General features: G+C 70.5%; 10 protein-coding genes. 5 read left to right on the top strand and 5 right to left on the bottom strand.

Going from position 1 to position 12143, the window contains the following annotated elements; all coding sequences use genetic code 11:
* Position 1: 1 nt before the first annotated feature.
* Together JYJ93_RS22945 and JYJ93_RS22940 are read right to left on the bottom strand one after the other, a co-directional pair.
* On the bottom strand, positions 2-1330 hold the full coding sequence (locus JYJ93_RS22945; RefSeq protein WP_206794646.1) for a WGR domain-containing protein: 1329 nt from the start codon (positions 1328-1330) through the stop codon (positions 2-4).
* 62 nt (positions 1331-1392) lie between these two features.
* On the bottom strand, positions 1393-2709 hold the full coding sequence (locus JYJ93_RS22940) for an OmpA family protein (RefSeq protein ID WP_269012420.1): 1317 nt from the start codon (positions 2707-2709) through the stop codon (positions 1393-1395).
* A gap of 271 nt (positions 2710-2980) precedes the next feature.
* Here JYJ93_RS22940 and JYJ93_RS22935 point away from each other — a divergent pair, with 271 nt between their 5' ends.
* From JYJ93_RS22935 to JYJ93_RS22925, 3 genes are all read left to right on the top strand, one after another.
* Complete coding sequence (locus JYJ93_RS22935; protein ID WP_269013131.1) at positions 2981-3637, top strand: acetyl-CoA carboxylase biotin carboxyl carrier protein subunit; 657 nt, start codon at positions 2981-2983, stop codon at positions 3635-3637.
* Between the two features lie 295 nt (positions 3638-3932).
* Positions 3933-4367 carry a hypothetical protein gene (locus JYJ93_RS22930; RefSeq protein ID WP_242543900.1) on the top strand — a complete coding sequence of 145 codons (435 nt, stop codon included), beginning with the start codon at positions 3933-3935 and terminating at the stop codon, positions 4365-4367.
* Complete coding sequence (locus JYJ93_RS22925; protein WP_206794640.1) at positions 4364-4942, top strand: hypothetical protein; 579 nt, start codon at positions 4364-4366, stop codon at positions 4940-4942. Before JYJ93_RS22930 ends, JYJ93_RS22925 begins: the two co-directional genes overlap by 4 nt.
* On the opposite strand, the gene JYJ93_RS22920 is transcribed toward JYJ93_RS22925, so the two are convergent.
* Complete coding sequence (locus JYJ93_RS22920; protein WP_206794638.1) at positions 4930-6591, bottom strand: ribonuclease H-like domain-containing protein; 1662 nt, start codon at positions 6589-6591, stop codon at positions 4930-4932. The genes JYJ93_RS22925 and JYJ93_RS22920 overlap by 13 nt on opposite strands.
* Before the next feature lie 16 nt (positions 6592-6607).
* Positions 6608-9028 carry a DEAD/DEAH box helicase gene (locus tag JYJ93_RS22915; protein ID WP_206794636.1) on the bottom strand — a complete coding sequence of 807 codons (2421 nt, stop codon included), beginning with the start codon at positions 9026-9028 and terminating at the stop codon, positions 6608-6610.
* A 184-nt stretch (positions 9029-9212) separates the two neighbouring features.
* Here JYJ93_RS22915 and JYJ93_RS22910 point away from each other — a divergent pair, with 184 nt between their 5' ends.
* The gene (locus JYJ93_RS22910; protein WP_206794634.1) at positions 9213-10460 is read left to right on the top strand and encodes an SLC13 family permease; all 1248 of its coding nucleotides are present in this window, start codon (positions 9213-9215) and stop codon (positions 10458-10460) included.
* Here JYJ93_RS22910 and JYJ93_RS22905 read toward each other — a convergent pair.
* Positions 10457-11290: a hypothetical protein gene (locus tag JYJ93_RS22905; protein ID WP_206794632.1), complete on the bottom strand. Its 834-nt coding sequence runs from the start codon at positions 11288-11290 to the stop codon at positions 10457-10459. The genes JYJ93_RS22910 and JYJ93_RS22905 overlap by 4 nt on opposite strands.
* 91 nt (positions 11291-11381) lie before the next feature.
* Here JYJ93_RS22905 and JYJ93_RS22900 point away from each other — a divergent pair, with 91 nt between their 5' ends.
* Positions 11382-12140, top strand: coding sequence for a general secretion pathway protein GspE (locus JYJ93_RS22900; protein ID WP_269012421.1), 759 nt, complete (start codon positions 11382-11384; stop codon positions 12138-12140).
* The last annotated feature ends 3 nt before the right edge of the window (positions 12141-12143 follow it).

Below are 12143 nucleotides of genomic sequence, written 5' to 3'. Positions count from 1 at the left end.
GCTATTCGCCCACCGCGGCGTAGCGCGACTCTTCGTCGTAGGGCTCGCGCTGGTTGCCGCTCGCCACGGACTTCGCGATGTTGGCCACGGTCTTCTGGCCCGCCTTCGTGAGGAAGTTCTGGGTGACGTCCAGCGTCTTGAGGTGCGCGAAGGCCTTGGCGTTCTGGGCCAGCGTGTCCGCGCCCGCGTCGGACATCGTGCCCATGGACAGATCCAGCGCTTCGATTTGCGCGAGGATCTTCGACTTGGGCAGCGCCGCGCACAGCTCGTCCGTGAACTCGGAGTTGCGCAGCGCCAGCTTGCGCAGCGCCGGCACGCCCTCCGCGTCGAGCAGCGGCTTGAGGTCCTTCACCCCGCCGCTCGCGCCGTAGTTCTCCTGGCCGAACCAGACCTCCAGCGACTCCAGCTTCGGCCACTTCGCCTTCACGATCTCCTTCACCGCGCCCTGGTGGAGGCCACCGGTCTCCACGGTGAACGAGCGCAGCTCCGGCAGGTCGATCTTCCCGAAGCCGATCTCCCCGCCGCGCACGCGCAGCTCCTGGAGCTGGGGGTAGACCTTGTAGAGCGCCTTGAGGTCGCCCACCTGCGTCCAGGAGATCTCCGTCTCGTCCGGGAACTCGAAGTCGCCAATGAACAGCGAGCGCAGCGGCGGCGCGGGCTTCGCCTTCGCCAGCACTTCGAGCGTTTCGTCGTAATCGTTCTCGCCGTCGAAGTTGGCCATGCCCAGGGTCAGCCGGCTCAGGAACCGCGCGGACGGGTGGGCCAGCAGCTCGGCCAGCAGGTCCGGGATGTTCGCCGAGGAGTCGTAGTCCACCTGGCCCAGGCGGGCCTCGCGGATGAAGCCCAGGTGCCACTCCAGCTTGAGGGTCTCGTCGGAGACGGCCTCCATCAGCGACTCGCCCAGCAGCTCGTTGGCGTGGTCCTCGATGAGCTTCGCCACCTTCTTGCGCGTGGCCGCGGGCGCCTCCAGCGAGGAGTGCTGGAGGAGGATCAGCTCGGCGCGCGGGTCTCCCTCGCCCTTGAGCCACTCGGCGTACGCGAGATAGCCCTTCACGTCGTCGGGCTTCGCGAGGATGGCGGCCTCCAGGTCCGGGTTGACGGCGGACTCGGCGGTGGCCTCTCCGCCGTCGGCGAGCGCGTAGCCCTTGCCTTCTTTTTCGCGGATCTGTGAGTCGTAGGCCTTCTTCGCCTCGGCCTTGGAGTCGAACTCCTCGACCTTCTCCTGGCCGTCGGTGCCGATGCGGCCCCAGCGCTTGGTCAGCGTGGTGCCCTCCAGGGTGATCTCCCAGAACTTGCTGGAGCTGCCTTCCGTGAACTCGTAGCGAGGCATCGCGCGTCCCTTTGGCGAAGAACGCCCGGGACGCTAGAGGAGCCCTGAAGCAACCTCAAGGCTCAGGGGCGCAGCAGCACCAGCTCCACGCGGCGGTTGAGCTCACGGCCGCGGGGAATCAGGTTGGGGGCCTTGGGGCTGCGGTCGCCCAGGCCCACGGCCTCCACGCGGGACGGGGCCACGCCGGCGCGGATCAGCATGTCCGCCACGGCGCGGGCGCGGGCGTCGGAGAGGCTCTGGCGCGCGGGCTCAGGGACCTCGCGCGAGTCGGTGTGGCCCTCGACGCGCAGGCGGGCCTTCGGGTCGCGCACGAGCAGGTCCACCGCCAGCTCCAGCCCGGTGAGCGCGGCCTTGGCGGGCATGGGCTTCTTCTCTTCGAAGCTCAGGGGCTGGGGCAGCTCGATGCGGCCCTCCTGCACCTTGGCGGCCTTGGCGGCCTTGGGCGCGGGCACCAGCGCGAAGGCGAGCGACGTGTCCGCCCCGGCGGCCAGCACGACCTGGCGCGTCTGCGCGAGGAAGCCATCCGCGATGAGGTCCACGGTGTACTCGCCCGCGGACAGGGGCACGTCCTGCGGCTTCTTGCCGGGCACGGTGAGCTTCAGGGGCTCGCCCGGGCCGCGCACGAAGGCGGTGGCGTGGGTGGGCTTCTTCGACGTCACCTGGAGGCGCAGGCGGCTGGCGGCCACCGGCGGGCGCTCCACGGGCGGCGTCACGGAGACGACGGTCGTCGTGGGCTTCACGCCCGCGTCCGGCGGCGGCGTGGGCTGGGCGACCTTCACCGGGGCGCCGGCATCCACGGGCGCGGGCTTCACGGGCGGGGTCGCGGTGACGACGGCGGGCTCGTCCTTCAGCGGCTGGATCATCTCCGCGGTGACGGCGTGGGTGAGCTTGAGCTTGAGGCGCGGATCCGGCGCGTTGGGCACGACGCTGGGGGACGCCTTCACCACGACGCGCAGGCCGCGCTGGGTCTGGAAGCCGACGGAGGCGGTGATCTTCCAGAGGAAGCCGTTGGTCTCGCTGAACAGGCTCCAGGAGCCGTTGGTGTACGTGACGCGCGAGACGAGCGTGTGCTCGCCGGGTTCGACCTTCAGGTTCGCGAGCCGGTGGACGCCGGGCGCGTTGAGCTCGTCCAGCCCCGGGACGGCGAGCGGTTCACCATCCAGGAGGAAGTCGGTCTCCACGAGCCGGTAGCCGTCTTCTGGCTTGAAGCCCGCGAAGAGCACCTGCACTTCGGAGGGGGACTCGGGGACCATGTCGCGCAGCTGGCGTTCCAGCTCCGCGCGCACCTGTTCCTCGCGCGTCGTTTCAGCCGCGAACGCGCCCGGGGCGAGGAGGCCGGCGAGGACCAGGGACCCGAATTTGAGGAAGGAGGAATCCACGAGGCGCGCACAGCATGGCACAAGGCGCCCCGGGACGATGCAGGGATACATCCCTGTAGGGCGAGCAGGCGTGCAGGTCCGTCAAGTTTCGGGGATCCGGTTGAAGGCCTGGCGGTGAATCCCTCGTTCCAACCAGTCCTGGCGCGGAGAGGCCGGGATGGATCATCCTGTTGCGCGCATGGATCCACGGCCCGAATCCCCTCCGTCACCTGTCCCCTCCTCCCCCAAGCCGGAGTCCCGCTTTTCACGGCGGGCGTGGGCCTTGAGCGCGGTGGGAGCGGTGGTGACGCTGGGGGTGTTCGCGGGGATGGTGCGGGTGGACCGGACGGCGCGAGGCCCGGTGATGCTCCAGCAGGGGGAATGGGTGGACGTTCCGGCCCCGACCGCGGGGCGGGTGGTGTCGGTGGACGTGGGGCTGAGCGAGCAGGTCAAGGCCGGGCAGGTGCTGGCACGGCTGGAGACGGCGTCGGGGGCGACCGAGGTGGTAGCGCCGATGGAGGCGCTGGTGGGCCGGGTGGCGGTGACGAAGGGGGCCCAGATGGAGGCCGGGCAGCCCGTGGCGGCGTTGCTGAACCGGAGGGTCCTGCCCTCACTCCACGTGCTGTTTACGGAGGACTACCGGCCGGAGCTGGCGCCGGGGATGACGCTGGAGTTCCAGATGCCGGACATGCCCCAACCGCTGGAGGCGGTCATCGAGCAGGTGGAAGGTCCGGAGGCGTCACTCCAGTTCGCGAAGGCGCAGCGGCGGGCCGGGGCGTATCCGGACGGGGCGGTGCTGGTCCGGGCGCGAGTGCCGTCACGCACCTACGAGCGTGACGGCAAGAAGCGCGTCTTCATCGACGGCGAATGGGGCCGGGCCACGGTGAAGCTGGGCACGCAGCGGCTGCTCGTCTCGTGGTTCCCGCGCCTGCGTGATGCGCTGCCGTGAGGCGGCCCTTGTCGCGCTGCTCTCAATCCCTGCGCTGGGCTGCGGAGGCCCACGTCCCATCCCGGGCGTCGTTCAGGCCTCCAACGGGGCTCCGCTTGCGAGCATCCCGGGCCCCCTGCCCGCCTTCGGACCATTCGATTCGTTCTCGGACGCACTGCAAGCCGCGTGTCCCCTGATCCTCGGCAAGCCGCAAGCCACCGCGGGTAGACCGACCGGGCAGAACTTCCAGCTGCGTTGGCGCCTCTCTCGCGAGTACTGCGCATGGCTGTATTACACGCCGGACCGGAAGTACGAGATGAGCATGCTCGCCGCGGGAGCGATGCACGACGATCCCCAGAAGCGCACCTGCGACCTCCCGTCGAGCGTAGACGACGCGCGCTATGCCCCGAACAGCCTGGGCTACGTCTTCGTCCTCCACAACCACCCCTACGACAACGTGTTGTCGGACCGCGACATCCGGTTCATCGTCGACATGGCGATCGAGCATGGTGTGTCCGTGAAGACGCACGCGGGCGAGATTCCCCTTTCCATCGTCGCTTTCTTCTCCTTGTCCGATGGCTTGGAGCACCCTCCGTGTGATGGGTTCTTCCAGTACATCCCCGCAACCGGAGAGTTGTTGCGATGGCTGCGGGGCGATGATGGATGGGGTCGGCAGATCATCGGCCGCGTGGAGTGGCTGGACGGCGAGCGGTATCGCATCCAGCGCGAAATGAAGGAGCGCGGAAGATGAAGCGAAGCGCGTCATTGTTGCTGCTGGGACTCGTCGCCGCTGGGTGTGCACGTGCGTTCGTGGCGGGCACGGACCCGGTGGAGGATGACCGTTCGATTGTCTTCCCGCAGTTCTTCGAACAGGCGCCGCTCCAGGTCGGCACTGCCGACCAGCCCGTCGTGTTGGATGGAGCCGTACTCCGCGCCCTGACCCTGGCGGCGGACGACTATCTGCCTCCGGACCGGCCTGACATGCCCTGCACCGAACGGCGCACTTCGCATGTCTTCAGGGTCATCCAGAGTGAAGACATTGTCTTCGTTCGCATTGATGTGGACCCGTTGGCATGCGTCGGGTCCCGGCCGGGACTCGACTCAGGGGGGCGGTATGCCATCAGCCGTGATGGCCGCATCCTGCGCCGGCTCCTGGATGGAATGGAGCCGTACGTCCCTGTCGCGGACGGCGGCGTCATGGAGAAGGCCGACCCCGGCGTCTCGCCGTCCTTCGACCCGGACCGTCCGCATCCCCTGCCCTTCATGGACTCCCGAGACGCCGGAGCCCTGCTCGACACGGGAACGCCTGACGCTCAGGCGCCCTGACGCGACAGGCGGCGCTCCAGGCGTTCCATGCGGAGCTGGTGGTCCTCGGGCAACTCCACGGGGGCGGCGAGCCTGGCGTGGTACAGGGCCCGGGGCAGGTCCTTGAGGGAGTGCTCGTAGAGCTTCGTCAGGGACAGGTGCAGCACCGCTCCCTGCCCGGGCTTCGCGAACGTGAGCGCCCGCTGCAAGTGCGCCACCGCCGTCTCGCAGTCCCCCGAGCGGCGGCAGAGGCGCGAGGCCAGCGTCAGCGCTTCAATTCCCACCGGGCCTCCGCTCTCCGCCGCGGCCTTCGCGAACGTCAGCGCCCGCGCCGCGTCCCCTGCCCTCTCCGCCACCTGCGCAAAGCCCAACAGGTCGCGGGGGTCCTGCTGCTCCGTGCCTTCCGACTGGAAGCGGCGCACGAGGTCGCCCATCAACGCCGCCAGCAGCAGGATGTCCTTCTGGTTGTGCTCCAGCACCGGCACCAGCTCCGAACCGTCCGTGCCTCGCAGGAAGCGGAAGTACAGCTCCGGGATCTGCGAACCGTCCACGTCCCCAATCCGGTGATGCCCCAGCACCTTGGACTCCAGGTGCACCAGCCGCGCGCCCTCGCCCCGGTGCTTGAAGACGCGCCGCGCGCAGTGCAGCAGGTCCAGGTGCGGCAGCTCCTTCGGCACCGGCACCCGGTTCAGCACGAAGCGCGTGCGAAGCAGTGGCCAGTCGAAGCTCTTGCCGTTGTATGTGACGAGGCAGGACGACGAGGCCATGCGCTCGGCCAGCAGGCGCAGCATGGGCGCCTCTTCTCCCATGCGCCTCAGGAAGAGCTGCTGCACACGCATCGAGCGGCCTTCGAACCAGCCCAGGCCCACCAGGAATGGCACCGTGCCCGTGCCGCCCGCGAGCCCCGTCGTCTCCGTGTCCAGCATCAGCATCCGCGTGAAGTCCACCGACTCCAGCTCCGGATGCAGCGCCAGCCCCGCCACCAGCCGCGCCTCCACGTCGAGCGCCGCCGCCACGGGCGCGGTGCCGTGGCGGTGGTCCGGCGAATACACCTGCTCGGCCACGTGCACCGTGCCGTGCGGCGTCGCCCGTGCCTCCACCGGCAATGCGCGCGGCTCGGGAACCGGCGCCACCGCCTTCCGAGCGGACGCCGTGCCCTGACGCTCCGCCCAGAACGACAGCATCTGGCGCAGCGCTTCCACCCGTGCATCCGCGGGGCCGTCCACCGCGCCGCCCCGCTTCGCCGCGAACCGCCGCCGCGCCTCCTCGCGCAGGTCCACGAGGCCTTCCGCCCGAGTGGCCTCGCGGTCGGAGATTTCCGTCCGCGCGGTGAGCACGTTCTCCAACGCAGCCTCGGGCGCCCGGCCTCCGTCCGTCGCTTCCACGTCGAGGGCGGGCTCACCCTCCCCGTCCATCGACAAGCGCTTGCGCAGCGCCTGGACCAGCACCTCCGCGATGGTGGTCGTCCCCGCTTCTTCCAGGTGCGTTACCGCCGCGGCGCCGTCCTCGTGCGCCCGGGTCACCACGGCCGACGGGGAGCTCGCCTCGGCCGCCGCGTCCTGCGCGCGCGCCTCCACCACCGGAGCCACCGCCACGGTGTTCACGGGCGCCCGGGCCTGACTGCCGGGGCCCGCGTTGGTGAGTCGGGACAGCTTGCGCTTCAGGTCCATGCCGCGCCCGTGCTCCTCACTGCACCCCGGCGACGCCGAGCGCCGCCAGCAGGTCCAATGCCAGCCGCTTGCGCGGATGCGACCCCGACGGCGCGCTCCCCGGCTGCCCACCCGCCGCCGGCCCGATGCACGCCGGACACCCGTCCTCGCACGGGCACGATTCCAGCAACTTGCGCCCTCGCAGGAGCAACTCCTCGCGCTGATCGTACAGCCGCGCCGCCAGCCCCACGCCGCCGGGCACGTTGTCGTAGAGGAACAGCGTGGGATCGAAGCCCACGCCGCCTTCCTTGCGCGGCGGACCGTCCGGCTCGTCCTTGCTGCCCAGCGTCCGTCCCAGGTCGCGCGGGTCGCTCATCAACCCCACGCACGCCACCGTGCGCAGCGCGGACCCCAGGCCTCGCAGCGCGTCGATGACCGCGGGCCTCGGAGCGTCCATCGTTCGCACCACCGCCTCCGGCACCGTCAGCCACAGCGCCGACGTGTGCATCTGCATCTCCGGCAGCCGCACGTCGCCGTAGCCCACGTTCTCGTGCGTGTGGAACTTGATCTTCTTGTAGCCGACCACCTTCTCGATGACGGACACCTCGCCCAGCCCCGCGTGCAGCGAGGGCCCCAGCGGCGCGCCCTGGTCCTCCTGGATGACGCTCACGCGCACGTTCGTCATCGCGTCCGTGAAGTAGTCCGGCGCCACCTTGCGCACGAAGGCCTTGTGGTTCTCCAGGTCCAGCAGCTCCACCTGGTACTGCTCGGAGTCGTGCTGGTAGATGGCCTGCTCGTGCAGCTGCGTGTGCGCCGAGCGGAAGTCCATCTCCGCCAGCGTCTTGTCCGTGCCGCGCTCGATGACCACCACGTTGTCCCAGCCCACGCTGCGCAAGGACACGTGGTGCGCCGGATACGCGTCCGAAGACCAGTGGAACATCCGCCGCCCGCCCTCCGGCGCCTGTGACGGGTGCACCACCTGGTGCTGCGTGAGGAAATCCAGCGCCTCCGTGGTGTTCTCCACAGGCACGTCGCCGAAGGAGTCCCCTTCCTCGAAGGGCAGCTCGAACGCCGCGCACTTCAGGTGCTGGACCAATATCTCCACGTTGTCCGGATCAATCCGCGCGTGCTCCACCGGTGCTCCCGTGAGCGCGCGCGGATCCGCCGCGAAGTATTGATCCAACGGAGAGCTGGACGTCACCAGCAGCGCCAGGCTCCCCATGCCGCGCCGGCCCGCCCGGCCGAAGCGCTGCGCCAGCGCCGCCACCGAGCCCGGGTAGCCCGCGCACACGACGGCGTCCAGCGACCCGATGTCGATGCCCAGCTCCAGCGCGTTGGTGGCCACCACGCAGCGCACCTCGCCCGCGCGCATCGCGGCCTCCGTCGCGCGCCGGGTGCCCGGCAGATAGCCGCCCCGGTAGCCCTGGATGAGCGACGGATCCAGCTTCTCCTCCACGAACCGGTCGCGGAGGTACTTGAGCATCACCTCCACGTTGTTGCGCGACTGGCCGAACAGCAGCGTGGACACGCCCGCGCGCACCAGGTCCGACGTGAGCCGCACAGCGCTCTTGAGATAGCTGGCGCGGATGCCCAGCTCCGCGTTCACCACCGGCGGGTTGTAGACCATCACCCGGCGCTCACCGGACGGCGCCCCGCTCTCCGACACGAGCGCCACTTCACGCCCCAGCATCCGCTCCGCGTGCGCCTTCGGATTGCCGATGGTCGCCGACGCCAGGATGAACGTGGGCGAAGCCCCATGGAACCGCGCCACCCGCTGCAACCGCCGCAGCACGTTCGCCAGGTGCGAACCGAAGACGCCCCGGTACGTGTGCAGCTCGTCGATGACGACGTAGCGCAGGTTCGAGAACAGCCGCGCCCAGTTCGCGTGGTGCGGCAGGATGCCCGTGTGCAGCATGTCCGGGTTGGTGAGCACCACGCCCGCGCGCTCCCGGGCCGCCCGGCGCGCGTCCCCCGGCGTGTCACCGTCGAAGGTGATGGCGCCGTGGCCCAGGCCCGCCTCGCGCATGAACGCGCGCAGCGACTCTTCCTGGTCGCGCGACAGGGCCTTGGTGGGGAACAGGTAGAGCGCGCGCGCTTCCGGCTCGCGCGCGAAGCGGTCCAGCAGCGGCAGGTTGTAGCAGAGGCTCTTTCCGGACGCGGTGGGCGTGGCGATGACCAGGCTCTCCCCGTCGCGGGCGCGCTCGAAGGCTTCGGCCTGGTGGGAGAAGAGCTGCTCGACACCGCGGCGCTTGAGCGCGTCCCGGACCTGGGGGGACAGCCCCTCCGGCAGCGGCGCGAACACGCCGGAGCGCGCAGGCGTCACTGCGTCGTGGACGATGTTCGGCCACACCTGCCGGTCCGTCCGCCATCCCTGGAGGACGGCGTCCAGCCCGCGAGCCCCCGACCACGGCGTGCGGCGCGGGCCGGAGAAGGCCTCGGTTTCCTTCTCGGGCTTCATAGGGCCGGCCACTGTACAGACGTGTACCCGGAAGGACAACGCGCGTCAGGACCTCCCGCGTCGGTCTTTTGGGGGCCCATCACCCACATTCGCACCCGACAGTAGCCGGCCCGATTCCCTGCTGGACAGGCGGGCCCGGGGGACCTCGACGCGCTTGCGTCGCGAACCCTAGTGTCCCGCGCCCGTGGCGCTCGCGATCTTCCTGTTCACGTACATCTTCATCGCCGGGGCGAGGCTGCCCTTCATCAAGCTGGACCGTCCCGGAGGCGCGCTGCTGGGCGCCACGCTGATGGTCGTCGCCGGGGTCGTCACGCCCGCGGAGGTCTTCGGCCACAGCGCGGACCGGGGCCAGCAGGCCATCGACATGGACACGCTCGTCCTGCTGCTGGGGATGATGCTGCTGGCCGTGTACCTGGCGCAGGCGAACTTCTTCCGCGCCGCCGGGGCCAAGGCCCTCAAGGTCGCGCACACGCCGCGGCTGCTCCTGGTGGCCGTGACGTTCGTGAGCGCGTTCCTGTCCGCGTTCCTCGTCAACGACACCGTGTGTCTGTTCCTCACGCCGCTGGTGCTGGTGGTGGTGGCGGACGCGCGCCTGCCGCCCGCGCCGTACCTGCTGGCGGTGTGCATGGGCAGCAACAGCGGCTCCGTGGCCACCTTCACCGGCAACCCGCAGAACATGCTGATTCAAGGCGCGTCCGGCCTGGGCTACGCGCGGTTCGCCGCGTACATGGCGCTGCCCGCGGTGCTCTCCACCGCCGTCGTCGCCGTGGCGCTGCTCTACATGTTCCGCAAGGCGCTGCCGACCGCGCGCTTCGACACGCACCCGCCCCCGCTGGAGGTGGACCGCCGGCTGCTCGCGCTGGGGCTGGGAGGCCTGCTGGGCGTGGTGGTGGCGTTCTTCGCCGGGCTGCCCATGAGCTGGAGCGCGCTCGCGGGCGGCGTGCTGGTGATGTCCCTGTCCGGGCACGAGCCGCGCGAGGCCCTGGAGCGCGTGGACTGGGTGCTGCTGCTCTTCTTCGCCAGCCTCTTCGTCGTCGTGCACGGGGTGAACAAGGCGGGCTGGGCGGAGGAGATCCGCCATCTGTTCGCCCCGCTGATGGCCGGGCCGCCCTGGCGCGAGACGCTGGGCTTCGCGTTCCTGACGCTCGTGGCGTCCAACCTCTTCAGCAACGTGCCCTTCGTGATGCTCGCGCGCGCGTGGGTGCCGGCCATGCAGGAGCCGGAGCTGGCGTGGCACGTGCTCGCGCTGGGCTCCACGCTCGCGGGCAACCTCACGCTGGTGGGCAGCGTGGCCAACCTCATCGTCTTCGAGGCCGCGCGCGGCAAGGTCCGCATGGGCTTCGTGGACTACCTGCGCGTGGGGGTGCCCGTGACGCTGATCAGCTTCGCGGTGGGGCTGGGCGTGCTGCTGGCCGAGCACGCCCTCTTCTAGGCGTCCGGATCCGGCAGCTCGCCCGGCGGAAGCTGCTGCTCGGGCGGCGTGGGCGCGGGAGCCGGCGACGGGGTGACGGCGGAGGGCACGGTGTCCGGCGCGGTGCTGCCCGAGGGGGCCGCGCCCTTGCGGTTCTTGGGCGTCAGGTCCTTCACGAACATGTCCGCCACCTTGTCCAGCAGGTCCGTCATGGCCAGGCGGAACAGCTCCGGCTCCTTGCCGACCTTGAACGGATCCAGGTGCTGCGCGCCCTGCTCCACCGCGTCCAGGTCGAACGGCCGGCGCCACAGCTCCGAGCGCCCGTCCAGCCGGAACATGCGCCCGTACCCCTTGAGGTAGGCCCCGGCGTGCCCGTCATCGCTGCGCATGCCGTAGTCCTGGATGACGAACTCCACGATGGTGTCCGCGCCCAGCGGGGCCATCAAGTCGTAGTCCGGGGCGTTGGCGGGGACCTCCTCCACCAGGAAGCTCTCCAGCGCGGAGGCCACCCGGGCGGGGTCCACCGCGTCCGTCCAGGGCGCCTCTTCCGGCAGGCGCGACAGGGTGGTGACGCGCAGGCGCTCGGAGAGCTCGAAGCGCGTCACGGCCTGCTGGAGCTTCACGGTGAGCCGGCGATCCGCCTCCTTGGGCTCCAGCTTCTTGAGCTTGTCGGAGTACGCGCTGTCCTCCTGGAACACCTTGCTCTTGGGCCCCGCGCCATCCTCGATGCGGGAGATGAAGGCGGGCCGCTGGACCCGGTCCAGGTCCGCGCCGGACAGGCGCTGGGAGGCACACCCGGCGGTGAAGGCGACGAGGACTGCGGCGAATAGGACGCTTCGGCTTCGCACCATGGGGGGAAGGCTATCCCATCCCCGCCCCCCTGGCCTGTTTGTGACCCACCGAAGGCCTGGGGAGTGTCCGGCGCTGATATGCTGCCCGGCCGTGACTCCTCCCCCTTCTGTTCCCCCCGGCCCGGGCCCCAACCGCAAGCGGCGGCTGGGCGAGATCCTCATGGACGCCGGTCTGCTCACCGAAACCCAGCTGCGGACGGCGCTCGCCGAGCAGCGCAAGTGGGGCGGCCGGCTGGGCCTCACCCTGGTGCAGATGGGCGTCGTGGACGAGAGCTCCATGGTGCACGCCCTGTCCCGGCAGCTGGCCATCCCCACCGTGGACCTGGACACGCACGTCCCCGTACCGAACGCCCTCCAGGCGCTGCGCGTGGACATCGCCGAGCGCTACACCGTCTTCCCCATCGCCTACGACGCCGCCACCAAGACGCTCACCGTGGCCACTTCGGATCCGACCAACGTGGAGTCGCTCCAGGAGCTGGCCTTCCACTCCGGCCAGAAGCTCCAGGTCGTGGTGGCGACGGCGTCCTCCATCGAGCGCGCCATCCGGCACCACTACCACGGCGAAATCACCTCCACGGCCGCCACGCCGCTCTCCTTCGGCATGGACGAGGCCACCTTCGAGCTGGCCCCGCCGCAGCAGGCGGAGGCCCCCGCGCCGCCGCGCCCCCCCACGCCGCCGCCGGTGGTGCGCGACGTGGAGCTGGCGTCGAAGGTGGAGGCGCTCACGCAGCAGGTGGCGGACCTGGAGCGCATGGTGGCGCAGCAGGCGCGCGTGATGCGCGCGATGATGGACGCGCTGGAGGCCCGGGGCGCGTTGACCCGCGAGGAGGTCCAGGCGAAGGCCCGGTGAACA

Source organism: Corallococcus sp. NCSPR001, from assembly GCF_017309135.1.
Taxonomy (GTDB): domain Bacteria; phylum Myxococcota; class Myxococcia; order Myxococcales; family Myxococcaceae; genus Corallococcus.
The sequence above is the reverse complement of the archived record's forward strand: the minus strand, read 5'-3'. Positions and strand labels throughout refer to the sequence as shown.